Annotated in this window: 26 protein-coding genes; 15 read left to right on the forward strand and 11 right to left on the reverse strand. The window is 62.5% G+C overall.

Annotated elements, in window-relative coordinates:
* Positions 1-16 precede the first annotated feature (16 nt).
* The gene (locus KEM60_RS11070) at positions 17-544 is read right to left on the reverse strand and encodes a hypothetical protein (RefSeq protein WP_219107676.1); all 528 of its coding nucleotides are present in this window, start codon (positions 542-544) and stop codon (positions 17-19) included.
* 1 nt (position 545) lies between these two features.
* Positions 546-887: a PadR family transcriptional regulator gene (locus KEM60_RS11075; protein WP_219107677.1), complete on the reverse strand. Its 342-nt coding sequence runs from the start codon at positions 885-887 to the stop codon at positions 546-548.
* A 99-nt stretch (positions 888-986) separates the two neighbouring features.
* Between KEM60_RS11075 and aat the strand changes: the two genes are divergently transcribed.
* The 5 genes from aat (at position 987) to KEM60_RS11100 (ending at position 6,506) form a co-directional block, all read left to right on the forward strand.
* Entirely contained in the window at positions 987-1,700 is a 714-nt protein-coding gene (aat, locus tag KEM60_RS11080; RefSeq protein WP_219107678.1) for a leucyl/phenylalanyl-tRNA--protein transferase, read from the forward strand.
* 114 nt (positions 1,701-1,814) lie between these two features.
* Positions 1,815-2,798: a cytochrome c oxidase subunit II gene (coxB, locus tag KEM60_RS11085; RefSeq protein WP_219107679.1), complete on the forward strand. Its 984-nt coding sequence runs from the start codon at positions 1,815-1,817 to the stop codon at positions 2,796-2,798.
* The gene (ctaD, locus tag KEM60_RS11090; protein ID WP_219107680.1) at positions 2,798-4,579 is read left to right on the forward strand and encodes a cytochrome c oxidase subunit I; all 1,782 of its coding nucleotides are present in this window, start codon (positions 2,798-2,800) and stop codon (positions 4,577-4,579) included. The genes coxB and ctaD overlap by 1 nt, the downstream gene beginning before the upstream one ends.
* Positions 4,576-4,992 (forward strand): cytochrome c oxidase subunit 4, encoded by a 417-nt coding sequence (locus tag KEM60_RS11095; protein WP_219107681.1) that lies wholly within the window; start codon positions 4,576-4,578, stop codon positions 4,990-4,992. Before ctaD ends, KEM60_RS11095 begins: the two co-directional genes overlap by 4 nt.
* A 248-nt stretch (positions 4,993-5,240) precedes the next feature.
* Entirely contained in the window at positions 5,241-6,506 is a 1,266-nt protein-coding gene (locus KEM60_RS11100; protein ID WP_219107682.1) for an Ig-like domain-containing protein, read from the forward strand.
* Between the two features lie 30 nt (positions 6,507-6,536).
* Here the strand turns inward: KEM60_RS11100 and KEM60_RS11105 are convergent, their stop codons facing one another.
* Entirely contained in the window at positions 6,537-6,896 is a 360-nt protein-coding gene (locus KEM60_RS11105; protein ID WP_219107683.1) for a metallopeptidase family protein, read from the reverse strand.
* Between the two features lie 32 nt (positions 6,897-6,928).
* Between KEM60_RS11105 and KEM60_RS11110 the strand changes: the two genes are divergently transcribed.
* The gene (locus tag KEM60_RS11110; RefSeq protein WP_219107684.1) at positions 6,929-7,234 is read left to right on the forward strand and encodes a DUF167 domain-containing protein; all 306 of its coding nucleotides are present in this window, start codon (positions 6,929-6,931) and stop codon (positions 7,232-7,234) included.
* 34 nt (positions 7,235-7,268) lie between these two features.
* Here the strand turns inward: KEM60_RS11110 and KEM60_RS11115 are convergent, their stop codons facing one another.
* The 4 genes from KEM60_RS11115 to KEM60_RS11130 all read right to left on the reverse strand — a co-directional run bounded on the left by KEM60_RS11115 (position 7,269) and on the right by KEM60_RS11130 (position 11,827).
* On the reverse strand, positions 7,269-9,080 hold the full coding sequence (locus tag KEM60_RS11115) for a cytochrome bc complex cytochrome b subunit (protein ID WP_219107685.1): 1,812 nt from the start codon (positions 9,078-9,080) through the stop codon (positions 7,269-7,271).
* On the reverse strand, positions 9,077-10,237 hold the full coding sequence (locus KEM60_RS11120; protein ID WP_219107686.1) for a ubiquinol-cytochrome c reductase iron-sulfur subunit: 1,161 nt from the start codon (positions 10,235-10,237) through the stop codon (positions 9,077-9,079). The genes KEM60_RS11115 and KEM60_RS11120 overlap by 4 nt, the downstream gene beginning before the upstream one ends.
* 64 nt (positions 10,238-10,301) lie before the next feature.
* The gene (locus KEM60_RS11125; RefSeq protein ID WP_219107687.1) at positions 10,302-11,090 is read right to left on the reverse strand and encodes a c-type cytochrome; all 789 of its coding nucleotides are present in this window, start codon (positions 11,088-11,090) and stop codon (positions 10,302-10,304) included.
* 62 nt (positions 11,091-11,152) lie between these two features.
* Positions 11,153-11,827, reverse strand: coding sequence for a heme-copper oxidase subunit III (locus tag KEM60_RS11130; RefSeq protein ID WP_370626357.1), 675 nt, complete (start codon positions 11,825-11,827; stop codon positions 11,153-11,155).
* Positions 11,828-12,019: 192 nt separating this feature from the next.
* Between KEM60_RS11130 and KEM60_RS11135 the strand changes: the two genes are divergently transcribed.
* From KEM60_RS11135 to KEM60_RS11145, 3 genes are all read left to right on the forward strand, one after another.
* Entirely contained in the window at positions 12,020-12,478 is a 459-nt protein-coding gene (locus tag KEM60_RS11135; RefSeq protein ID WP_219107688.1) for a hypothetical protein, read from the forward strand.
* Positions 12,478-13,548, forward strand: coding sequence for an anthranilate phosphoribosyltransferase (trpD, locus tag KEM60_RS11140; protein ID WP_219107689.1), 1,071 nt, complete (start codon positions 12,478-12,480; stop codon positions 13,546-13,548). The genes KEM60_RS11135 and trpD overlap by 1 nt, the downstream gene beginning before the upstream one ends.
* A gap of 84 nt (positions 13,549-13,632) precedes the next feature.
* Positions 13,633-14,457, forward strand: a complete 825-nt coding sequence (locus tag KEM60_RS11145; RefSeq protein WP_219107690.1) for an MFS transporter — start codon at positions 13,633-13,635, stop codon at positions 14,455-14,457.
* Positions 14,458-14,582: 125 nt separating this feature from the next.
* On the opposite strand, the gene KEM60_RS11150 is transcribed toward KEM60_RS11145, so the two are convergent.
* A complete protein-coding gene (locus KEM60_RS11150; protein WP_219107691.1) occupies positions 14,583-14,861 on the reverse strand; it encodes an Lrp/AsnC family transcriptional regulator in 279 nt (92 codons plus the stop codon).
* Entirely contained in the window at positions 14,858-15,541 is a 684-nt protein-coding gene (locus KEM60_RS11155) for an exonuclease domain-containing protein (RefSeq protein ID WP_219107692.1), read from the reverse strand. Before KEM60_RS11155 ends, KEM60_RS11150 begins: the two co-directional genes overlap by 4 nt.
* On the opposite strand from KEM60_RS11155, the gene KEM60_RS11160 reads away from it, so the two are divergent.
* Entirely contained in the window at positions 15,536-16,816 is a 1,281-nt protein-coding gene (locus KEM60_RS11160) for a hypothetical protein (protein WP_219107693.1), read from the forward strand. The genes KEM60_RS11155 and KEM60_RS11160 overlap by 6 nt on opposite strands.
* 52 nt (positions 16,817-16,868) lie before the next feature.
* Here the strand turns inward: KEM60_RS11160 and KEM60_RS11165 are convergent, their stop codons facing one another.
* Entirely contained in the window at positions 16,869-18,677 is a 1,809-nt protein-coding gene (locus KEM60_RS11165) for a long-chain fatty acid--CoA ligase (RefSeq protein ID WP_219107694.1), read from the reverse strand.
* Positions 18,678-18,831: 154 nt separating this feature from the next.
* Between KEM60_RS11165 and KEM60_RS11170 the strand changes: the two genes are divergently transcribed.
* From KEM60_RS11170 to KEM60_RS11190, 5 genes are all read left to right on the forward strand, one after another.
* Positions 18,832-19,266 (forward strand): hypothetical protein, encoded by a 435-nt coding sequence (locus KEM60_RS11170; protein ID WP_219107695.1) that lies wholly within the window; start codon positions 18,832-18,834, stop codon positions 19,264-19,266.
* Positions 19,267-19,356: 90 nt separating this feature from the next.
* Positions 19,357-19,800: an SRPBCC family protein gene (locus tag KEM60_RS11175; protein WP_219107696.1), complete on the forward strand. Its 444-nt coding sequence runs from the start codon at positions 19,357-19,359 to the stop codon at positions 19,798-19,800.
* Positions 19,801-19,802: 2 nt separating this feature from the next.
* Positions 19,803-20,873: a hypothetical protein gene (locus KEM60_RS11180; RefSeq protein ID WP_219107697.1), complete on the forward strand. Its 1,071-nt coding sequence runs from the start codon at positions 19,803-19,805 to the stop codon at positions 20,871-20,873.
* The gene (locus KEM60_RS11185) at positions 20,870-21,238 is read left to right on the forward strand and encodes a hypothetical protein (protein WP_219107698.1); all 369 of its coding nucleotides are present in this window, start codon (positions 20,870-20,872) and stop codon (positions 21,236-21,238) included. The genes KEM60_RS11180 and KEM60_RS11185 overlap by 4 nt, the downstream gene beginning before the upstream one ends.
* Positions 21,239-21,290: 52 nt before the next feature.
* On the forward strand, positions 21,291-22,265 hold the full coding sequence (locus KEM60_RS11190; RefSeq protein WP_219107699.1) for an ROK family glucokinase: 975 nt from the start codon (positions 21,291-21,293) through the stop codon (positions 22,263-22,265).
* Positions 22,266-22,281: 16 nt separating this feature from the next.
* On the opposite strand, the gene KEM60_RS11195 is transcribed toward KEM60_RS11190, so the two are convergent.
* Positions 22,282-22,785: a hypothetical protein gene (locus KEM60_RS11195; RefSeq protein WP_219107700.1), complete on the reverse strand. Its 504-nt coding sequence runs from the start codon at positions 22,783-22,785 to the stop codon at positions 22,282-22,284.
* Positions 22,786-22,849: the final 64 nt, after the last annotated feature.

The following is a 22,849-nucleotide window of genomic DNA, read 5'->3' on the forward strand; positions in this document are numbered from 1 at the left end:
CCCCCCGGGAAAGCAGTCAGGCGTCAACGCGTCGGAGGGGGCGCCACAGGCGGGCTCCGAGAGCGAACGTGAGGGTGAAGATGCCGAGGCTGACCAGCATGGTTGGTGCGGACAACGTCAATCCCAAACTGACACTGGTGGTGGTGTGTTGGGCTCGGTATTCGATTCCCGGCAGCATGGTGACGCCACCAACTACCTCATGGGTGACGCCACTGGCGACGATGGCGTCCATCCAGGTGAACATGGTGATGATGCCGATGATCCAGTAGGCGGTCAGGGCAAAGCCGACCCAGACGAGGCCGCGGGTCCAGGCTGGACGGCGGGGGTCGCGCAGCGCAGCTGCTGATTCTCTGGCGAGGCTTTCGGGGGACCCGATCCCGGCGAGGGCGTGATTGATACCGCTCTGTGTGGCGGAGGAGCGGAGATTGCTGCGGAGTTCCCGCCGCAGATCGCGGCGGGCTCGTCCGGGGACGCCGCGCAGGTCCAAGGCAAAGTCGTAGCGGATGACGGCGGCGTGGAGGCGCACGGTGTCGAGTATGGACATGTCAGGCTTCCTCGGTGAGTGCGGTGTCATGGAGGGTCGCGACGGCGGTGACCAGGGCGGTCCAGGCGGCGTCGGCGCGAGCGAGTTCGGTGCGGCCACTGTCGGTCATTCGGTAGTACTTGCGGGCGGGGCCAGCGACGGATCTCAGCAGGTAGGACTCGAGGTGACCAGCGGATTCGAGGCGGGTCAAGGCCGGGTAGACGGTGCTTTCGGCGAGATCGGGAAACCCCGACTGTTGCAGTCGGGTGACGATGCCGTAGCCATAACCGTCCTGGTCGGCGATGAGGCGCAGAAGCAGCAGAGAAAGGACCCCTTTGAGCATTTGTGGGTCGTGGCCGGACATGAAATCTAGGCTAAGACTGGTACTTGGCAAAGTCTAGTAGCGTTGCGGTGATCGTGTCGTTGGATCACCAGGCCTGTTCTGCTGACTAGGGTGTTCGCTGTGCCACAGCCAGTCGAACCCCCCGCGACCCCTTGGAATCTCTGCGACCTTGCGCTGACCGAGGACGAGGATCTCGTCGCCGTCGGTGCCGACCTTGAACCCGGAACTCTCCTGGAGGGGTATCGATCCGGCCTATTTCCCATGGGGCTGGACGACGACGGCGCGCCGCCATTTGGCTGGTGGAGCCCCGACCCTCGTGGTGTCCTTGACCCTGCGCAGATGCATCTGTCCCGTTCACTACGTCGATCGATGCGGACGTGGCGATTCACGTGGGACAGCGACTTCGACGCCGTCCTGACTGGCTGCGCCGATCCCACTCGACCGGGACGATGGATTACTGACGAGATCCGCGGGGCCTACCGGGAGCTGTACGACCTGGGCTGGGCGCACTCGGTGGAAGTATGGGACGGTGACGAGCTCATTGGCGGGCTCTACGGCGTCGCTGTCGGGGGGTTATTTGCCGGGGAATCGATGTTCCGACGACGCACCGATGCCTCCAAGGCAGCGCTGGCAGCTCTCGTCGCCGTCATGCGAACCGATCACGACCCCCGCCGGATCATCGATGTGCAATGGGCCACCCCGCACCTGAGCAGCCTCGGTGTCCAAGAGATCCCCCGAGATGACTATTTCGACCGACTGGCGCTAGCCCTCCAGGCGCCACCGCTGAATGTGCCGTCCGGGACGTCAATTCAGGTGCCATTCAGAGCCCGTTGACAGGCTGTCACCGCCGCTGGTCGGCTCAGAGAGCCGCCCACCGATTCAGGAGGTGCACCCCCCGGTCCATCCCCCTCAGACCCCCAGGTGAGCACTGCAGCGGCCGGTAATGTCATGAGCACCACGCGCCCTGCCGTCGAGGTGGATCGGCCTTCCCTGGCCGACGTACGGCGGGGCCTTTATTCACCGTCAGTGGAAGGTGCGCCATTGCGTCGGCAAGTTGACCCCCGTGGCCGTGGGCCACGCCGGGTGCGAAGCGTCGCGGCGGTCGCGGGCCTGGCAGCCCTCGTCCTCTCCGGTTGCAGCAGCGAGGAGCTGTCTCGCGGATTCCTGCCTCGAGGCGCCTCCGACGGCGCTCAACGGGTGCAGGACCTCTGGGTCGGAGGCTGGATCGCCGCACTAGCGGTGGGGGCCCTCGTCTGGGGGTTGACCATCTGGTGCATGGTGGCCTATCGGCGTAAGAAGGATGACACCGGGCTGCCACCCCAGCTGCGATATAACGTGCCGATCGAGCTGCTTTACACCGTCGTGCCGGTGATGATGATCTTTGTCCTGTTCTATTACACCGCTCGTGACGAAGCGGTGCTGCTGGACACCAGCCAAAAACCAGATGTCACCATCAATGTTGTCGGCAAACAGTGGAGCTGGGACTTCAACTATGTCGACGGCAAAGTGTGGGAGTCCGGCGTCCAAGCCAAACTCACCGGCGAACCCGGCGTGGAGAAGACGCTCCCCACTCTCTATCTGCCCAAGGACAAGCGCGTCGAGTTTGTCTTGACCTCTCGAGATGTCATCCACTCGTTCTGGGTGCCGGCCTTCCAGCAAAAACTGGACATGATCCCCGGCAAAGTGAATAAATTCCAGGTCGTCCCACGCGAACTTGGTACCTACCAGGGCAAGTGTGCAGAGCTCTGCGGGCAGTATCACGCGGCGATGTTGTTCAACGTCAAAGTCGTCACCCAAGAGGAATATGACAAACACCTCCAAGGGCTGCGCGACAAAGGACAGACCGGGATGTTGGATAACAGCCTCAACCGTTCTCCGTTGGAACCTGGCCAGGAGAAGCTGATGCAGTGGACTCCAGAGGGGAAGAAGTGATGTCGACCGTCCTCTCACCGGCGAGCCACGGCGCGGTCACCGCGCCGACTCGGCGCCGCCCCACTCCGGGGCAACGATTCGTCTCGATTATCACCACTACCGACCACAAGGTCATCGGCAATCTGTATTTCGTGACGTCGATGTTCTTCTTCTTGCTCGCCGGGTTGATGGCCTTGGTGATCCGAGCGGAACTCGTCTCACCAGGCTTGCAGGTGCTGCATAACTTGCAGCAGTTCAACCAGTTGTTCACCATGCATGGCTCGATCATGCTGCTGCTCTTCGCGACTCCGCTCTTTGCCGGATTCGCCAATGCCTTGTTACCGCTGCAGATCGGTGCGCCGGATGTGGCCTTCCCGCGGCTCAACATGCTGGCGTACTGGTTGTACCTCTTCGGTGGCTTGATGGCGGTCTCAGGATTCCTGGTGCCGGGTGGGGCGGCGTCATTCGGGTGGTTCGCCTATGTGCCGCTATCAAACCCAGCTTTTTCTCCCAATCTGGGTAGCGACCTGTGGATTCTCGGGTTTGGTTTGACCGGTTTTGGCACGATCATGGGCTCGGTAAACTTCCTCACCACGGTGATCTGTATGCGAGCCCCGGGTATGACGATGTTCCGGTTGCCAATCTTCACCTGGACGATCATGGTCACTTCCATCCTCGTGCTGATGGTCTTCCCGGTGCTGACCGCGGCGTTCATGGGGCTGGCTGGTGACCGTCTCTTCGGAATGCATATCTACGATCCGGCCAATAACGGCCCGATCCTCTATCAGCATCTCTTCTGGTTCTTTGGGCATCCCGAGGTCTATATCATCGCTTTGCCGTTCTTTGGCATCGTCAGTGAGATCTTCCCGGTTTTCTCTCGGAAACCGATCTTTGGATACAAGGGCCTGATCTTTGCGACGATCGCAATCGCCGCGTTGTCGGTCACAGTGTGGGCCCACCACATGTACGTCACCGGCCAAGTCCTGTTGCCCTTCTTCTCGGTGATGACGATGCTCATCGCAGTCCCCACCGGAGTGAAGTTCTTCAACTGGATCGGCACGATGTGGGGTGGATCAATCACCTTCGAAACCCCCATCGTGTGGGCCTTGGGCTTCCTGGTGACCTTCCTCTTCGGAGGATTGACCGGTGTCATGCTCGCCAGCCCAGCGTTGGACTTCCACCTCTCTGACAGCTACTTCGTGGTCGCGCATTTCCACTACACGGTCTTCGGGACTGTGGTGTTTGCGATGTTCGCCGGTTATTACTTCTGGTGGCCCAAATTCACCGGATACATGCTGGACGAGCGGCTCGGCAAGTGGCACTTCTGGCTGCTGTTCGTGGGCTTCCACCTCACCTTCCTGGTGCAGCACTGGCTCGGCGTGCAGGGTATGGCCCGCCGATACGGCGATTACCTGGTTGAAGATGGTTTTCAGCCATTGAATATCGTGTCCACCGTGGGGTCAGTACTATTGGGTCTGTCCTTCCTGCCGTTCTTCTACAACATGTGGAAAACCGCTCGGGAGGGCAACAAAGTGACCGTTGATGACCCCTGGGGATACGGGGCCTCGCTGGAATGGGCGACCAGCTGCCCGCCTCCGCGCCACAACTTCAACAGCATCCCGCGGATCCGATCAGAGCGTCCCGCATGGGATTTGCATCATCCTGACGTGGAAGAGCTCGACAGCCCGACTCCGGACAAGAATGTCCTGGACAAGCTGTACGGCGAAGCCGACATCGACGAGCATGGTGTCGGCACCGAGGAGCCGGGCGCGTCCCGGCGTGAGGGAGACAACCCCCGATGAGGATTGAGACCAAACTGTTTCAGTACGGCGCGGTGCCCTTCTTGATCGTTGCCGCGGTGTATGGCTGGGCGACCTGGAAGTTCACCCCCACCGGTGTTGAGCCGGTTGGGGTGGTGTGCATCGGCTTGACCGGGGTGATGACGGGAATGGTCGGGTTCTACCTGGCCAACACCGCCCGCAAACTCGACGCTCGCCCGGAAGATGACCCGGCAGCCCGCATCGAGGACGTCGAAGGTGACTATGGATTCTTTAGCCCGCATAGCTGGTGGCCACTGCCACTCGCAGGTGCGGCATTGTTGCTCTTCCTGGGACTTGCCGTGGGGTGGTGGGTGTTCATCGTGGGGTTTATCTTCGGGGTGATCGCCCTGCTGGGCTGGACTTTCGAGTACTACCGTGGAGACATCGGGATCTGACCTCTCCAGCACAGTTGCGCCGGGGCACCTCGCTGAAGCGAGGTGCCCCGGCGCAACTGTGCTGGCCAGCGTTTCCACAGCGTGATCTCAGGAGGTTGTACCGTGCCTCCCAGCGCGGCGTAGCATTCTGTTGAACGCGGAGTCCCAACGTCGGACTGTTCTTCTGGGCTGCACTCACCGGTGGCCGATCGGAGAGGGACTGAAGGTGGACAAGGCGATGTGGCCATCATCGAAGACAGGGACACGAGATGCAGCGTGACGGTGGAGTGCGGGGGCGCAGGATTTCTGTGGTGGTAGCTGGGACGGTGTTGTTGGCTGGAACATCCGCCTGCAGCTCCGAACAGGAAAACGTGGGCGACCCCCAGGCGATGCCTGCGACATCTGCGCCGGTCAAAATCAGTGTGTCCCTCCCAGATGGCGCTAAAGATGTGGACACCAAGAAAGTCATCTCGGTCAAAGCTGAGGGCGGGACTCTAGGTGAAGTCACCGTCGCCAGCTCAGATGGCAAACGCACCGTCAACGGTGCCATTGGTCCCGACAAATCCTGGACCTCCACGGGATTTCTGGCACCAACGACGACGTACACCGTGAAGGCGACTGCCAAGAACGGTTCCGGTGAGACAACGACGACCTCGACTTTCAGCACTGTCGCCGCTGCTAACTCCGTGGGTTATACCGTGACCCCCGACGGATGGACGGTGGGATCGGGGATGCCGATCCAGGTGAAATTCAACGCCCCGGTGACCGATGTTGAGGTGCGCAAAGACATCGAGTCGATGCTGACGGTGACCGCCGAACCTTCTCAGGTGGGGTCGTGGGGGTGGACCAATGACACGACTCTGTTGTACAGGCCCAAGGAATACTGGGCTGCAGGGACCAAACTTACCGTGAACGCCCCCTTATCTGGGATCAGAATTACCTCAGGCAACTACCTCACCGAAGATCACGGAGCAAAGCTTAATATCGGCACCCAGCGCATCATGAAAGTTGATCTCAATGCGCACACGATGGTCCTGAAAGAAAACGGGCAGGAGGTCAAGACCTTCCAGATCAGTGGGGGGCGGCCGGGGGAGCGGTTTGAGACCCGCAACGGCACCAAAGTCATTCAGGACAAACATCCAGACATCACGATGGACTCCTCGACGTTCGGAGTCGACAAGTCGGACCCGGAGTATTACCGCACCAAAGTGAAATGGGCCATGCGGATAACAAGCAGTGGCGAGTTCTTGCACTCAGCTCCCTGGTCAGTAGATAAACAGGGATCAGAGAATGTCTCCCACGGCTGCATTAATATGGCTCCGGGTGATGCAGAATGGTTGTTTAAGCGTAGCCAGTATGGTGATGTCGTCGAGAACGTCGGATCGGCGTTCGACCTTAAACCTGGTGAAGCCGGGATCCCCGTGTGGCTGTGGACCTGGGATCAGTGGCAGGAAAAATCTGCGCGCAAAAGCGCCAAAGCGACCGGCGGTGCCAGCGGCGCTGCTACCCCGATGAATCCGGACGGCGGCGCCTGAGAGCTGTCCGCATTGGTGGACTGCGGACGTTCAATCCCAGCCCAGCTCAGTCAACCGGTCATCGTCAATCCCAAAATGATGGGCGATCTCATGGACCACCGTGATCGCGACCTCGTCAGCAACTTCTTGGGCGCTGTCACACATTCTCAGGGTGGGATGCCGGAAAAGCGTAATACGGTCGGGCAGTAACGGTTCGCCCCAGTCCCATCCCCGTTCGGTGCGAGGAATCCCGTCGTAAACTCCCAGACAGTCTGGGCCCAAGGTCTCGTCAGGTTCGTCCTCGACTAAGAACACCACATTGTCGAGCAGGTCGAGGAATTCGTGAGGCACCTGGTCAAGGGCGTCACCGACGGCGATCTCAAACTCGGCCCGGCTCATCTGGACTGGCATGGGGCCAGTGTGGCACTGGAAGAGAGATAGGCATGCGACTGAGTGTCAGGGTTCGGCCTGGAGCGTCTCGGCAGCAGGTCTCCGGGACGTACGACGCACCGGATGGACCACAGCTGTGTGTTGCAGTGACAGCACGCGCTGTCGATGGCAAAGCCACGGATGCGGTGTTGCGGGCGGTAGCTGAGGCCTTTGACGTCCGCCGCAGCTCGGTGACCCTCGTCACCGGCGCGACCTCACGCACCAAGGTGCTCTCCGTGGATGCTCCGGGGCGAGAGGCTGAGCTCCAAGAGCGGCTGGCTACCTTGTTGGTGGGACAGCGCAAGGGCCGCTCACGCTGATCGTGGGCGGCCCTTGCGCTAGAGCACTACCGGGTTACGGCGCGTTCTGCCGGTCCCCAGCGGAATGACTGGCTGCGGAGTGACTGTAGGCGTGATGTGGCGGGAGTTCCTCAGCGCCACCGTGCATCAGTCCGCCAAAACCAGCCGGATCAGCTTCGAGCATGGACGTGTCCTGCCCGTGGTGTTGGGCTGCGGCGAGCTCTGCCGGGGTGACCGGCTCAACCCGGTCACCGAAGTAGAACCGAGACCAGAAAGCTCGCGCTGTACTCCGCTTACCACGTGGGTCTTCATTGCCCATGCTGTCGGTCGGAATTCCCGCCTGAATCGGTTTGGGAGATTCATGCTGCACCAGCACCCAACGGTCATGCTCGGTCAGCGGGGCGTGGGCGTCAAAGAAACCACCGGCGGCAGTGCGAACCATCCGTCCGCTGGCCCATCCATGCAAGGCCACGTTGCGGTCCGCATGCTGCAAGGACAGGCAGAGCCGTTTCGTCACCCAGAAAGCGATCACCGGTCCGACGAAGAACAACACGCGCAACACTATCGTGATGTCGTTGATAGACAGCCCGAGTTTGATCGCCATCAGGTCGTTGCCGGCGGCGATAAACATCACCAGATAGGCGGTCAGCGCCGCCACACCGATGGCGGTACGGGTCGGAGCATTGCGAGGCCGGTCCAGCAGGTGGTGTTCGCGGCGGTCGCCGGTGACCCAGGCCTCAAAGAAGGGGTAGGCGCCCATCAGGGTGAAGACCACTGGGAGCAGCATGATCGACCCGATAGCCAGGTTGAGGCTCAGCGTGAAACCAAAGATCTCGAACTCTAGGAAACCGGGCAGCAGCCGCAATGCTCCATCGGCAAAGCCCATGTACCAGTCAGGTTGAGAATCCGCGGTTACTGGAGAGGGGTCGTATGGTCCGTACATCCACACCGGGTTGATAGCCACAAGGCCGGAGATCAACGCGATGATCCCGAACACGATGAAGAAGAACCCACCAGCTTTGGCGGCGTACACCGGCATCACTGGGAAGCCCACGACGTTGTTGTTGGTCTTACCTGGGCCGGGGTACTGGGTGTGTTTGTGGATGACCACCAGCAGCAAGTGCGCAGTAAACAATCCAATAATCAAGGCGGGGACCAGCAGGACGTGCGCGATGTACAAGCGGGGGATGATGTGTTCCCCTGGGAAGGCCCCACCGAAGATCAAGTACGACAAGTAGGACCCGATGATCGGGCTGGATTCGACGAATCCTTCCATGACTCGGATGCCGGTACCGGAAAGCAGGTCATCGGGAAGAGAGTAGCCAGCGAAACCTTCGATGCAGGCCAGCAGGAGCAGCACGGTGCCGATGACCCAGTTGATCTCACGAGGTTTACGGAAGGCACCGGTGAAGAAGACCCGCATGGCGTGCAAACCCACTGCCGCCACGAAGAATAGCGCTGACCAGTGGTGCAACTGACGTAGCAGCAAACCACCACGCACATCGAAGCTGATGTCGAGGGTAGAGGCGTACGCCTCCGACATCCCCAGGCCCTTCAGCGGGACATAGCTGCCTTCATACGTGACATGCCCTGCGCTGGGGACAAACCAGAAGGTCAGGAACGTCCCGGTGATCAGTGCGATGAGCATGGAATACATCGCGATCTCACCGAGCATGAATGACCAATGATCGGGGAAAACCTTGTTCATCAAGTAGCGCACAGGCCCGGCAGCCCCGGTGCGCTCGTCCAACCAAGAGGCCAAGCCCTTGCCAGGGCCAGGTTGGGCCGCGTCGGAGTGAGACGGCGTGTGCCGTGACTTGTCCGAACGGGAAGTCGTCTCGGGGCGAGGTGAAGATGTCGTCGTCATCGGGCACGCGTCCAGAAGCTCGGGCCGACGGGCTCGGCGAAGCCGTCATCGGCAACCAGATAGCCATCCTTGTCCACGGTGATCTTCAACTGCGGCAAGGGCCGTTTGGCCGGTCCAAAAACTACCTTGCAGTCATCGGTCACGTCGAAGGTCGACTGATGGCAGGGACACAACAGATGGTGGGTCTGTTGTTCGTACAAACCGACCGGGCAACCAGCGTGGGTGCAGATTTTGCTGTAAGCGACAATCCCTTGATAGCCCCAGTCGCGAGCTTTACTGCTCTTGAAATCCTTCGGGTCAAGACGCATCAACAACACCGCAGCTTTGGCTTTGCGCTCCATGACGCCGAGATTTTCGTCGTGCTCGAAGGTCTGGCCATGGGCAGGATGCTGATGCGGATGATCAAAAATCCCTTCAGGCAGGACGTGAAATACGGAACCGAGCGTGACATCCGACGCTTTGATCGGGCGCTTCTCTGGGTCAGTAATCAGGCGTAGCCCCTTGCGCCAGAAGGTGTTGCGCAGTTCGGTGGTGGCATCGCCCATCTTGCCGTTGGCCAATCCTCCGACCACCTGCACCAGCAGTGGCAGCGCAAACACCCCCAGCGCGGTGCCACCGGTGACTTTGATTAGATGGCGCCGTCCGATCTGGCTTTGCTCGGCACCGCGATTCATGGTGTCTATGACGCCCTGCCGGTCCGCCACTGGGGACACGATCGGGTGGCGTTCCTCGACGACTTCTTCGTCGGGCATCAAGGTCTTGGCCCAGTGCACCGCACCCAATCCAATTCCCAGGAGGGACAATCCCAGGAAGACGCCGAACAAGGTGTGAGCGAGGTCCAGATGGCCAAACCAGGGGATGAAGACCATGGTCGCCATCGGAATGGTGAAATACGCCACCAGGAAACCGACAGTTCCCAGAATTGACAGGGTAAATAGAGCTGCCACCTGTCGTTCTGCCCGCTTCGCCGCGCGTTCGTCGACATCGGCGTGTCGCACCTGATGCGGCGGCAAACCGGGATTGGGGAACCGGTCCGCCACCGTGACCCCGGTGCCGGGGACGTGGCCTTCGCCCAGACTCACCTCGTGCCCAGTGACATGCGGGTTGTCCGGCCTCTCGTGCCCGGACTCCCCAGTGTGGGAGCCGTTCTCGTTCATTCGTCGTCCTGTCGGTGCGGGTGGAGGCGGAAGGCCTGACCTCCCACCTCCGGATGCGGGAGGATCACGCGGCCTTGCGGCCGAGCCAGACGGCGGCGCCGATCATGATGGGCATCGCCACGAGCCAGAGGAAGTAACCGTCTGCGACAGGGCCGAAAGAGCCCAGGCTGTGGCCGCCGACGTTGTGGGATTTGTCGATCTCGTGCATGTAGGCGATCACATCCCGCTTCTCTTCGGGAGTGATGTTGGTGTCGTTGAACACCGGCATCGACTGCGGACCGGTGAGCATCGCCTCGTAGATGTGTTTGCCCTGGATGTCTCGCAGCGGCGGCGCGAACTTGCCGCGGGTCAACGCCCCTCCGGAACCGGCGTAGTTGTGGCACATCGCGCAGTTCGTCCGGAAGATGTCACCGCCACGGGCCAGGTTCGCCCCTTCGGTCTCGGTATATTTTGCGTCCGGTACTGAGGGGCCAGGGCCTAAAGAGGCGACGTACGCCGCGAGCTGTTTAGTTTGCCGATCGTCGAATTGGACCTTCTTGCCGCGCGGGGCTTGGACGTTCTGCTCCGCCATCGGCATCCGACCGGTTCCGACCTGGAAGTCGACGGCAGCAGCTCCTACGCCGACCAGGCTGGGTCCTTCTTTGGTACCTGTGGCGTTGGTCCCATGACAGGTCGCGCAGTTCGCGTCGAAGAGTTGGCGGCCAGCTTGGATGTCCGATGTCGAGGCGCCGCTGTCTGCCTGCGCGCCGCCTGGTGCGAGTGTGGCGTAGGCGCCTCCAGAGACAAAGAGCCCCACGAGGAGCAGGAGGAGGAAGGCTGCCGGGTGACGGCGGCGGGCTGCGAGGGCTTTCACGTCAAGGCTTCCTTGGCTTCAGTGTGCGGGTCGGTCCGACGGGGGCGGTGGGCAGTGCCGACCTACCGGATGAAGTAGATCGTCAAGAACAAGGCGATCCACACCACGTCAACGAAGTGCCAGTAGTAGGACACCACGATTGCGCCGGTGGCCTGCCGGTGGGTGTATCGACGGGAGGTGAAGCTTCGGCCAATGATCAGCAAGAAAGCGATGAGACCGCCGGTGACGTGGATGCCATGGAAACCCGTCGTGATGTAGAAGCACGAGGTGTAGGCGTTTTGGCTCAAGGTGAGCCCTTCGGCAGTCAGCTTGGCGTACTCCCAGACCTGACCAGCGACGAAGACCGCACCAAATAGATATGTCAAGACATACCACTCACGCATGCCCCATTCCTTGATGGGGTGCATGGTCAACAGTTTGCCGGTGCGCGACCCCCGGCCCTTTTCCGCCGCGAAGACACCCAGCTGGCACCAGACTGAGCTGACCACCAGGATGAGGGTGTTGAGCGCAGCGAAGGGGATGTCGAGCTTGGCGGTGTTCTCCGCCCACACGTCAGGTCGCACCGACCTGATCGTGAAGTAGATCGCGAAGAGGCCCGCGAAGAACATCAATTCGCTGGAGAGCCAGATGATCGTCCCGACTGACGCCATATTGGGACGAGTGACCGGGCCATGACCTGGGATCGTGCCGGGTCTGGCTCCGGGACTGGGGGAATACGTCGAGGTTGCGGTCGCCACGGCCGCAATATTGCCCCATGGGTCAGAGTGATTCGGGTGTGAAACGGGTGGTGCGCGGCACGCCGAACAGATTCGCGCTCAACGGTCGTCTGACGTGGACGAGCGGCGGCCGACCAGGGCGGACGGAACACGGTCCGAGGTCTCTGCTGGCGCGGCTGCTTCCCGTGTCACCGGATGGGTAGGATTCGGGCCATGAGTTCATCTGCCGACCTGCCCGTTGCCTCGTCCGCGCCTCAGACCGGCACCGACGCCCCCCGCCGGTTGCGCGTCCTGTTGTATAGCGACGACCGGTCGACCCGGGACGCCGTACGGGTGGCAGTTGGCAACCGTCCGGCACGGCACGTGGAGATCAGCTCATGGTTGGAATGCGCCACCCCGGCTGCCGCGGAAAGTGCCATGAAAGAAGGCGGATTCGACCTGCTCATCCTGGACGGTGAAGCAGCGCCATTTGGGGGCTTGGGGATGTGCCGCCAGTTCAAGCACGAATTTTTTGACTGCCCGCCGGTGATTGTCCTCACCGGGCGTCCCCAGGACGACTGGCTTGCTGCATGGTCCTATGCCGACGGAGTTGTCCCGCATCCGTTAGACCCGATGCAGATGGCTTCGACGGTCGCTGAGATAGGGACCCGCGAAGCAGTGCAGCCGTCCTGATGGGGATCGTCGAGCCGACCTGGCCCGACGTGGTTTCCACGTTGCTGCATGGCGCGGATCTGACCACGCAGCAGGCGACATGGGCGTGGGAACGCATCATGCGTGGCGAAGCTCGCCCCGCTCAGATTGCCGGATTTGTGGTGGCCCTGCGCGCCAAAGGCGAGACTGTCGGTGAGCTGACAGCCCTGGCAGAGGAAATGCTGCGTCATGCCCATCGAATCGAGGTGCCCGGGCCCAGCTTGGACATTGTCGGCACCGGTGGTGACCAGGCCCACACCGTCAACATCTCCACGATGGCAGCGATTGTGTGCGCCGCTGCGGGAGCGACGGTCGTCAAACACGGCAACAGAGCGGCATCCTCCCGTTCCGGAACGGCAGATGTGCTGGAGGCTCTCGGCATCCATGTGACCTTGACGCCAGATCAGGTCGTGGACGTGGCATGCCGCGCCGGGATTACGTTGTGTTTTGCGCAGGTCTTCCACCCGGCGATGCGGCATGCGGCGCAAACCCGCAGAGATCTGGGGGTGCCCACGGTCTTCAACGTGTTGGGTCCGTTGACAAACCCTGCTCAGCCAACTTGTTCGGCGATCGGAGTGGCTGACGCGCGCCTAGCACCGTTGGTGGCTGGAGTCTTTGCCTCGCGAGGACGTGCCGCTGTGGTCTTCCGCGGCGATGACGGACTCGACGAGTTGACCCTGTCGACCAGTTCTCAGTTCTGGTGGGTGCAGCAGGGACAGGTCATCACCGGCTCCATCACCCCGGAGGACCTAGGCCTGTCTCGGGCACCGTTGTCAGCATTGCGTGGCGGCGATCCTCAGCACAACGCCACAGTGGTGCACGACTTGGTGTCCGGCGTACGAGGACCAGTGCGGGACGCGGTGGTTCTCAATGCCGGCGCAGCGTTGGCGACACTGCCCAAGTCCGGGACCACTGGGCCTGAGCTGTCGAGTCAGCCAGAGCTGATGCGCCGGTTGCGCGCTGGAATGGATCAAGCCGAAGAGGCTTTGGACTCAGGAGCGGCCCAGCAACGGTTAGCGTTGTGGCGTGAGGTCAGCCGAGAGTATCTCTGACTCTGGGGTGTTCTCCTTGAAGGCTGGGATCGACGATCATCCGCCTTGGTGACGATCTCCTGTCCTTCCGCTGAGAGGTAGAGGATGAGCGTTGCTTCGCCGTTGAAGCCATCGCGATGGGGGCCGCTGCGTCACCAGGAATTTGCTTGGTTCTTCCTGGCCTCATCGGTCAACCGACTCGGCAGCATGATGACGTCAGTCGCTTACGCCTTTGCTGTCCTCCATGTGGAAGGGACCGCAACGGCGTTGTCCCAGGTCCTCGTCGCGCAGGTGACCGTTAACGTTGTTTTCCTCCTGTTCGGGGGGATCATCTCGGACCGGTGGAGTCGTCGCACCGTGCTCATGTCGACGTACCTGTCCTCTGCGGTGGTCCTCGGGACCACCGCAAGTCTGCTTGCCTCGGGGAAAGCGACAGTGGGGGCGTTGACGGTGCTTGCGGCCGTGAGTGGTGCGGTGGGTGCGTTCAGCATGCCAGCGGTTCAGGGTCTGATACCGCAGTTAGTGCCTCGGCACGATCTGCAGCAAGCCACCGCGATGGTGGCTTTCGTACGTCACGGCGCTCAGGTGATCGGCCCGGTGTTGGGTGCGATGTTGGTCGCTGTGGGCGGGGCGACGGAGACGTTGTACATCGACGCAGGGTCGTTCCTGGTGGCTGTCTTATTTCTGCTCCCCATGCGGATTCCTGGCCGGGCTTCCGTCAAGCAGGGCATCTGGCAGGAACTACGTGTCGGGTGGCATGAATTTTCCACGCGCACGTGGTTATGGACGATCGTCGTGGCGTTCTGTGGGTTGAATGTGATCAGTTCCGGCGCGCTGATGGTGCTCGGCCCGTTGGTGGCAAAAAACACCGCGTCATTAGGTGTCACTGGCTGGGGACTGACGATGGGGGCGCAAGCAGCTATCCGGTGATCGCGTTGTCCACGTTGCTCGTGCCCGAGGTGCGGCGCATGGGGCGAGCCGAGGACGTCGTAGCAGTTGATGCGCAGGCGGGTCTGGGATAGTCCCGGGTGCCTGACCGCATCTCGCGGCTGTGGTCAGTCCAGCCCTAAGGAGAACGCTTCGTCCAGGTCGGAGGAACTGTACTGCCGGAAGGCAATGTGAGTGCGGGTACGACGTACCCCGGGGGTCTTATTGAGACGGTGGGCGATCACTTCGGTGAACTCTTCGTGCTCCTGAACGTCGACCAGAGCGATCAAGTCGGTGTCACCGGTCACGGAATAGACTTCGCGCACCCCTTGCTGATCAGCAATGCGTTGGGCGAGCTCAGGAATCGCGTCGACGTCGGCGTCGATCATGACAATGGCAGTGATCACGGCGCCACTGTAGCTTGCACGCCGCTTCCCGCACTGGTCTGTGCGCGTCCTCGTAGGTCCGGGACATCTTTCAGATCGGCGACTCTCAGCTCTTCCCAGTCCCCGACCCGGTCGATCAACGCATGCAAGACGTCCGCAGTGGCCCGGGCGTCGTGGAGGGCCCGATGGTCCGGAGTCTGCCCCGTCCCGAAGAAAGCTGCCAATGTGCCCAGTTTGCAGTTCACGACCTCAGAGCGAGCCATCAACCGCCGAGCCAGCCGTACCGTGTCAACCACCTCCGCAGGATCCCAGGGCGTCTCGACTCGGGCTGCTTCCGCGCGCAGAAAACCGATATCGAAGGGGGCATTGTGTGCGACAAGCACCGAGTCAGCCGCGAAATTCACAAATTCGGGCAACACGGCGGAGATCTCCGGGGCATGGGCGACCATGTCGTCAGTGATGCCGGTCAGCTCTTGAATGAACGGCGGGATCGGAGTTTGCGGGCACACCAGACTCTGGAATTCCTCGACGATCTCCCGCCCGCGCACCTTCACCGCGCCGATCTCGGTGATCCGGTGGCGTCGTGGATCTCCACCGGTGGTCTCTAAATCCACCACCACGAAGGTGACTCTGGACAAGGCTGGTGCCAAGGTCTGATCCCATGGAAGACCGTCTGCGCGCGGATCGTGCGAGGTGTGCATGCGCACACCGTAGGCGTCACACCTGACAACACCGTCATCAGCCCCCTCTACGATGACCCGGTGGCAGTCCTCGGGAACGATGTCGTCGACCGACGTCACCTCCTACGGGTGGGCGCTTGGGGGATAGCCGCCGCGCTCATCGGCGGCTGCTGCACCGCTGACACGCCCCATCGTGAATCTAGGGACATCAGCCCCGCCGACAAGCTGGCCGTGCTCACCCAGATCGTGCAGCACCGAACGCAGGCTTACGCCCGTGGCGATCTCACCGGGTGGTTGACCGGGGTCACCGAGGCGCAACGTCCAGACGCACAGCACGCCTTCCAGGTGATGCGAGCCGCCGGAGTCATCGATCTCAACCTCGGAACGCCGCAACTTCGAGGCCAGAGCTACGACAGCAGCTGCACGTATCGTTTCGCGGGGTTCGACTCCGGACTGGGCCACGCCGAGGTGCAGTGGCAACTCGTCGAGGACCCTCGCATCGGGTCGTGGGTCGAGATCCACGAGCCGGCGGCGTTGCCGTGGGAAGAACCCGGGGCGCAGGCGCGGCGGTCTAGCACCACACTCGTCGTCGGTAGCGCCCCGGCGGGTGATCTTGACACCCTTCTCCATGACGGTGACCAGGCAGCCGCTGCTGTTGCCCGGGTCTGGGGCGGATCTGCGGTATGTCCGGTGATCTGGTTGCCACGCACCACCCGCTCGTTCGCTCGGTGGGCGGGGGTGCCGCATGGTGGTGGTGTCCCTGCCGTGACAGTCGGCCCGATCCTCCACGGACGCAGCACCGGTGCTGACCGCATCGTGATCGACCCAGCGGTATGGGCCCGGTTAGTCCCTGAGGGACGACGTATCATCCTCACCCACGAGGCCACCCACCTCGCGGTACGTCGAGACTGCCTCGGATCCCGTCCACTGTGGCTGGACGAAGGCTTCAGTGAGTACGTCGCCTACCATGACCGCGCTATCCCTGAACCGCAGATTGTCGCAGCGTTGACCGCGCAGGTCCGCAGCGGTGGGGTGCCTGCGGAGTTTCCCGCCAGCAGTGATTTCGACGGACCGGGCCGAGCCGCGGCGTATGCCGCCGGACTGCTGGCATGTCGTGTCCTGGCTGAGAGCGTCGGTGAGGATGCGCTGACTCGGTTGATCCGCTCTGACCTTGGTGTCGATGGGCGCTCTGGCGCGTTCGCTGATGCGGTGCAGCGCGCCACCGGATGGTCCGTGACAGCTTGGACGCGCCAGTGGCAGGGTCGGGTGCGAGCTGTGTGTTCCTGGGGCCGCTGAGCCTGGTGACGGGCGACGGAGCCCGTCACCAGGAATACTTCGAATACTTCAGTCAGCTTCGTGCCGGAGCAGGGCCGCCGTACAACCGATCAACCTCGTCAGCGAAGTCCCGCAACACCACATTGCGTTTCACCTTCAACGACGGGGTGAGGTGACCCGATTCCTCGGTGAAGTCTGAGGTCAGGACCGTGAACTTGCGGATGCTTTCCGCCCGACTGACCCGCGCATTGGCTCGATCAATGGCCTGTTGCAGGTGCCCCTGAACGATCGGGTCGGTCAAGGCCGCCTCGAGCGTCAACTCAGTGATGCCGTGGGCTTTACCCCACATCGGCACCATCTCTGCGTCGAGGGTGATCAGTGCAGCAATGAACGGCCGTTGATCACCGACGACCAAGCATTGCGACACCAACGGGTGCGCCCGAATGGCATCTTCCAAGGGGGCCGGAGCGACGTTCTTTCCGCCCGCAGTGACAATCAGTTCTTTTTTACGGCCGGTAATCGTCAGCCGTCCAGCATCGTCAATCGAGGCGAGATCTCCAGTATGAAACCAGCCGTCCTCAGTGAACGCTTCCGCAGTGGCTTCCGGATTATCGTGATAACCGCGGAATACGCCGACACCTTTGACCAGCAGCTCGCCGTCGTCCGCAATTCGAGTGGCAGTTCCCGGCAAGGGCTGACCCACCGTGCCGATCGTATTAAAAGATGGCGTGTTCACATTCGTGGGAGCAGTGGTCTCGGTGAGGCCATACCCTTCCAAAATGGTGAAGCCAGCACCTCGATAAAAATGTCCTAGCCGTTTGCCCAGTGGAGCGCCACCGGAGATCGCATAGAGGCACTGCCCGCCTAGCGCGCGCCGAAGTTTGGCATAGACCAGCCGGTCAAACACCTGGTGTTGCAGTCGCAATGCCCAGGGCACCTTGGCCTGATCCAACGCCCGGCTGAAGGCGATCGCCGTACGAGCCGATAATCGGAAGATCTTGCCCTTACCTTCGGTGGCTGCTTTCTGATCCATCGAATTGTAGATCTTTTCAAAAACCCTGGGCACCGCCAAAATCAGCGTGGGTCGGAACGACTCAAGATCAGGCAACAGATGAGCGATATCAGGGGCATGTCCCACCCGCATCCGAGACATCACCGATACGACCTGAATCAACCTCGCCAACACATGTGCCAACGGCAGGAATAACAAGATCGACGCATGTGGACCTTGGGTGATTTCTGCAAGGGTCACCGTCGTGTTTTCTGCCAGCAGCAGAAAGTTGCCGTGGGTCAGCTCGCACCCTTTGGGACGGCCAGTCGTCCCCGAGGTGTAAATAATCGTGGCCAGATCGTCATGACCGACAGTACGGCGGACTTCCGCCAACACTGACCGATCCTGATCGGACGCGACCAATGCGTCCACATCACCTCGATCGATCTGCCACACATGTTCCACATCCGGACACGTGGCACGAACCTTCTCCACAGTTGTGCGGTGATCATCCAACTCCACGATTACGGCACGACACCCGCTGTTGGACAGGATCCACTCCACCTGATCGGCCGAGGACGTCTCATAAATCGGAACACTGACCAAACCCGCAGTCCATACCGCGAAATCGACCAGAGTCCATTCGTAACGCGTCCGGCTAATCACCCCAACCCGGTCACCTGTGGAGAGACCCGCCGCCCGCAATGCCGCAGCCAGTGCCTGGACCTCCTCGTCGAACTGCCGACAGGTGACCTCTTCCCAAGGATCCTGCGACGTACGACGCCGATGGAAAGCGACGTGGTCAGGATCCACGTTCGCGTTATGGGCACTGACCGTTCCCAGGTTCGGGTGCTCGGTCGTGGCGACCGGGGGGACGGTCTTCTCTCGCATCGGCCCTCCTACAGGCGGCGGCGACGGCGCGCGTGGACGTGTCCCCGCGGACAGTACTGACTTCAACTGGGCGGTGACGGTCCATACGTGACAGGTGCCCTTGGACGTGCGCCCAAAGGATGTGCGGGTCGCCGGGATGACGTGAGGAGGCATCGTGCCGCATGCTGAGAGCGTGTGGGCCCGTTCGACTCGCGTGCAGATCGTAGACGAGACGTACGTCGATGCATCCCCGACGCTGGTGGCGGCGGTATTGACACATCCCTACAACGTAGCGAATGCCTGGCCCCATCTGCGCACGCGTCTGATCGCTCAGCGCGGCGACGAAGGCGCCATCTGGGAGGTTGATGGCCACCTGCGCGGTGAGATTGAAGTCTGGATCGAACCCTGCTGGGACGGAGCCATCGTCCACCACTACGTCCGCGCCGAAGCAGCCGCCGGACGCGCCGCTGCCGTGGAAAAAGCCCACGTCCGCCGCTGGAAGAACGCCATCACCGCCATCAAAGACCGCCTTGAACCCCCTCGAAACACCTGGTCCTTCGACGGCGGCGCATCCATTCGGAGCCGCACCCCGTCCGCCTCCACCAGCTGACCACCCAGCCACCACTGAACGCTCACCGAAAACCCGCACAGACACGCCCTCCGAACAGCCACATCGCCCCATGTCCGGTAGCGTGCCGTCATGGCCGATCACACCGAGGCACGAGCCGTCATCCACGCCGACCCAGGGACCGTCGCCGACGTGATCGGAGACGTCGAGGCCTACCCTCAATGGACCGAACAGATGCGCTCATCACGGATCCTGACCCGGGACCAGGCCGACTGGCCCGCCGAAGTCGAATTCGTCGTCGATGCCGGAATCGTCCGGGATACCTACGTCTTGGACTACACCTGGGACGTGGAAGAAGACGGCACCGGTGTCGTTTCCTGGACGCTGCTGCGCTCTCAGAGCCTGACCGCCATGAACGGCTCCTACACCCTGACCGCCGTCCCGGAGGGGACCGAGGTGACCTACCGACTGGCCGTGGACACCCGCATCACCATGCCAGCTCTGGTGCGCCGCAAAGCGGAGAAAAGCATCGTCGCCGCCGCCCTGGACGGGTTAAAACGCCACTGCGAGAACTGACTATGACGGTCCGCACCCATCTGGTCACCGGCCCTGGAGGAGCCGGTGTCACCACGGCGTGCGCCGCCCTGGCCGCTCACGCGGCCGCCGCTGGCACCACCGTCACCCTCGCCGTCCTGCACCACGACGGATCTCTCCCCACCGTCCCCCCGACCGTCCACGTCGAAGACCTGTCCACGCCGGCCCCCTGGGGCCTATGGGCCGATGCGCTCGCGCTGACCGTGGAGAGGTACGGCGGCGATGCCGATACGGTCGAACAGTGGCCGATGCTGCCCACCGCGCGTCGATGTCACGCTCTGGCCCGTCTCGCCGCGATCTGTAGGACATCAGGTCTGACCATTGTGGACCTTGGTGATCTTCGGGCGGCTCAAGACTTCCTCGGCGCCGCCATCCAGCTCTCGTGGAGCTTGTCCCGGCTGTTGGGTGTCCAACCTGCGCTGACCCGCGGCACCGGCGGCGCTATCCCACGGCTGCTACGAGAAACTGTTGACGCCGTCGAGACCGCAGTGGACGTGCTGCGTGCTCCGACGACCGCGTTGCACGTGGTCTCCCGGCCGGATGAGCGCTCCATCCGGCGGATCCGATACGGCGTACCGGGGCTGCTTCTCACCGAGGTGCACCCCGGAACGTTGTGGTGGAACACGGCCGGAGTTGCCCCGCCCGGCCCGATGGAACCATCGGACCGCCCTGATGGTCATGGCTGGTCACCCTTCATTGAAGAGACCGCGCCACTCGACCCGCCCGCTGGCATCGAGCAGATCGCAGCCGTTGCTACTGCGATCCTCGATCGTCCTGCGCGTCACGACGGCGAAAGCCCACTGGTCGACCTGTCCCGTGGCCAGGTCAGCTGGCGGTTGCCGTTGCCCTGGACCCAGGCGGACAACGTGCACCTGGTGCATCGCGGTGAAGATCTGCTGGTCACCGTGCACGGCGTCGAGCACCTCGTCGTGCCCCCCGCAGTACTCCGCCGGGGCATTCCGGTCCAGGCAGCGTTGGACGGGGCGGCGCTCACAGTTCAGGCTGATCTGCCCGCTCAGGCGTGGCGAGGACGAGACGACGAGGCGATGGCATGACGACGACACGCACCTCCCAGGAAGCCGACAGGCTCGCCGCGGCGATCGGACAGCGGCTGCACCGTGATGGCGTGCCGCCGATTCATCAGCCAATGCAACCCCGACTGGTTGCACCGAGGACTGCTGTCGCATCGCCTCAGGCAGACGGAGGGGACCTGCTAACGGGTACGACGACTTTGCTCCGGCAAGGACTCTCTTGGCTGGGACATGGTCTGGTGCGAGCCGTAGATGCCACCTCACCGCCACCATCTCCGTCCGAGGATGACGACCCCACTCCACCTCCCACCGGTCCGCCGACGTACCGGCGCCCCACCCGACGGGTGGTGCCGGTCCGGGACGAACCACCCCGCAGCGACCTGGCATGATCCCCTGGGAAGCGTCGCTAGCCGCGACGTGACACAGGGAAAGGTGAAACCCATGGACGTCGCCATTGGGATCGACATCGGGGGGACGAAGGTCTCCGGGGGAGTGGTCGACGAGACCGGCCAGATCCTGTATCGCTCCCGAGCGGCGACCCCGGATCGTTCCACCAGCCCCCAGATCGTCGAAGACACCATCGTGGCGGTCGTCGATGATCTGTTGGCTCAAGCCGGAGATGACCTGACTGTGCACGCAGTGGGCATTGGTGCTGCTGGCTGGGTGTCCAGCGACCGAGGCACCGTGCTTTTTGCCCCGCACCTGTCCTGGCGCAACGAACGGCTCCGCGAATCCTTGCAAGACCGGGTGTCAGCCCCGCTGTGTGTCGACAACGACGCCAATGCGGCGGCGTGGGCCGAGTGGCGATTTGGTGCGGCCCGAGATCAACCGGACATGGTGATGATCACGTTGGGCACCGGGATCGGGGGAGCGATCCTGCGCGAGGGGGCGGTCGACCGTGGCAGGTGGGGGCTGGCCGGAGAATTCGGCCATATGCAGATGGTGCCTGATGGTCAACGCTGCGAATGTGGTAACCGTGGCTGTTGGGAGCAGTATGCCAGTGGTAACGCCCTAGTTCGGGAAGCCAGGTCAATGATCGAATCGAGATCACCGCTGGCCAGTGATCTTTCGGCGCGGGTCGCAGCGGATGGTGGGCCGTTGACTGGCCCGCTCGTGACCACAGCGGCTCAGGAGGGCGATCCGACCGCGGTGGAACTGCTCTCCGAGATTGGGCATTGGCTCGGGGTGGGGCTGGCCAATCTGGCGGCAGCGCTGGACCCGACCATGTTTGTCATCGGTGGGGGGGTGAGCGCTGCCGGTGACCTCTTGATTGGTCCAGCGAAGGATGCTTTTCGACGTCGGTTGCCGGGGCGTGGCTATCGTCCTGAGGCGCGGATCGAGGCGGCCAGTCTCGGCAATGACGCTGGCCTGATCGGCGCGGCCGATCTAGCGTGGGCCGAGGTGCGAGGACACTGAGTCGGCTGTGGTGCTCTCAGACGCGGGCCCCGTCATCGTCCTCGTCGCGCCGGTCAGGCATCCGGGCGACGAGGACAGCGAAACCACCGAATGCTGCTGCCGCGGAAACGAGTAACGGCATAGTCGTGGTGTGGGGTCCGGTCATCGCCCAGATGACGAAGAAGAGCGAACCGAAGACCATCGCAGAGATCGCATACCAGAAGGTCGGGTCGGCTCGGGGGAGCGGTGGATCGGGCTCGACGAAGTCGTCACCGAGCCAGGCCAGTGGATTGGTCTCCGCCGGGGGGACCCGCCACTGGGGTGGGGCGACCTGGAAACTGGGGCGGCGGGAAGGCTTGCCGCTGGGGTCATCAGAGGAGGACGGCCTCGGCGGATGCGCTTCAGTGGAATTCGCGCGGGTCGTGTCCCCGGTGTTTTTTACCACGGGCGCGTCGCGTTCCCAGCCCGCCACAATCGCGGCGAAGGCAGCATCGATCTCGGCGTCGTCGGGCGTACGATCGTGCCCCGGCGCGTTCGTCATGACAGACCTCCAGGGACATGTTCATCGCCGTGCCGTCAGGGATGTGACCTGCGACCTCGGCGTC

It is taken from the genome of Austwickia sp. TVS 96-490-7B, assembly GCF_019331795.1.
Taxonomy (GTDB): Bacteria; Actinomycetota; Actinomycetes; order Actinomycetales; family Dermatophilaceae; genus Austwickia.

Bases quoted from the DNA above. Each gene is read 5' to 3' on its own strand.
- KEM60_RS11070 (WP_219107676.1), bottom strand. From the start codon at position 544: ATGTCCATACTCGACACCGTGCGCCTCCACGCCGCCGTCATCCGCTAC.
- KEM60_RS11135 (WP_219107688.1), top strand. From the start codon at position 12,020: ATGAGTTCATCTGCCGACCTGCCCGTTGCCTCGTCCGCGCCTCAGACC.
- KEM60_RS11100 (WP_219107682.1), top strand. From the start codon at position 5,241: ATGCAGCGTGACGGTGGAGTGCGGGGGCGCAGGATTTCTGTGGTGGTA.
- KEM60_RS11185 (WP_219107698.1), top strand. From the start codon at position 20,870: ATGACGACGACACGCACCTCCCAGGAAGCCGACAGGCTCGCCGCGGCG.
- coxB (WP_219107679.1), top strand. From the start codon at position 1,815: ATGAGCACCACGCGCCCTGCCGTCGAGGTGGATCGGCCTTCCCTGGCC.
- KEM60_RS11120 (WP_219107686.1), bottom strand. From the start codon at position 10,237: ATGAACGAGAACGGCTCCCACACTGGGGAGTCCGGGCACGAGAGGCCG.
- KEM60_RS11190 (WP_219107699.1), top strand. From the start codon at position 21,291: ATGGACGTCGCCATTGGGATCGACATCGGGGGGACGAAGGTCTCCGGG.
- KEM60_RS11095 (WP_219107681.1), top strand. From the start codon at position 4,576: ATGAGGATTGAGACCAAACTGTTTCAGTACGGCGCGGTGCCCTTCTTG.
- trpD (WP_219107689.1), top strand. From the start codon at position 12,478: ATGGGGATCGTCGAGCCGACCTGGCCCGACGTGGTTTCCACGTTGCTG.
- KEM60_RS11195 (WP_219107700.1), bottom strand. From the start codon at position 22,785: ATGACGAACGCGCCGGGGCACGATCGTACGCCCGACGACGCCGAGATC.
- KEM60_RS11180 (WP_219107697.1), top strand. From the start codon at position 19,803: ATGACGGTCCGCACCCATCTGGTCACCGGCCCTGGAGGAGCCGGTGTC.
- KEM60_RS11075 (WP_219107677.1), bottom strand. From the start codon at position 887: ATGTCCGGCCACGACCCACAAATGCTCAAAGGGGTCCTTTCTCTGCTG.
- KEM60_RS11110 (WP_219107684.1), top strand. From the start codon at position 6,929: ATGCGACTGAGTGTCAGGGTTCGGCCTGGAGCGTCTCGGCAGCAGGTC.
- KEM60_RS11175 (WP_219107696.1), top strand. From the start codon at position 19,357: ATGGCCGATCACACCGAGGCACGAGCCGTCATCCACGCCGACCCAGGG.
- KEM60_RS11105 (WP_219107683.1), bottom strand. From the start codon at position 6,896: ATGCCAGTCCAGATGAGCCGGGCCGAGTTTGAGATCGCCGTCGGTGAC.
- KEM60_RS11155 (WP_219107692.1), bottom strand. From the start codon at position 15,541: ATGCACACCTCGCACGATCCGCGCGCAGACGGTCTTCCATGGGATCAG.
- ctaD (WP_219107680.1), top strand. From the start codon at position 2,798: ATGTCGACCGTCCTCTCACCGGCGAGCCACGGCGCGGTCACCGCGCCG.
- KEM60_RS11145 (WP_219107690.1), top strand. From the start codon at position 13,633: ATGAGCGTTGCTTCGCCGTTGAAGCCATCGCGATGGGGGCCGCTGCGT.
- KEM60_RS11165 (WP_219107694.1), bottom strand. From the start codon at position 18,677: ATGCGAGAGAAGACCGTCCCCCCGGTCGCCACGACCGAGCACCCGAAC.
- KEM60_RS11115 (WP_219107685.1), bottom strand. From the start codon at position 9,080: ATGACGACGACATCTTCACCTCGCCCCGAGACGACTTCCCGTTCGGAC.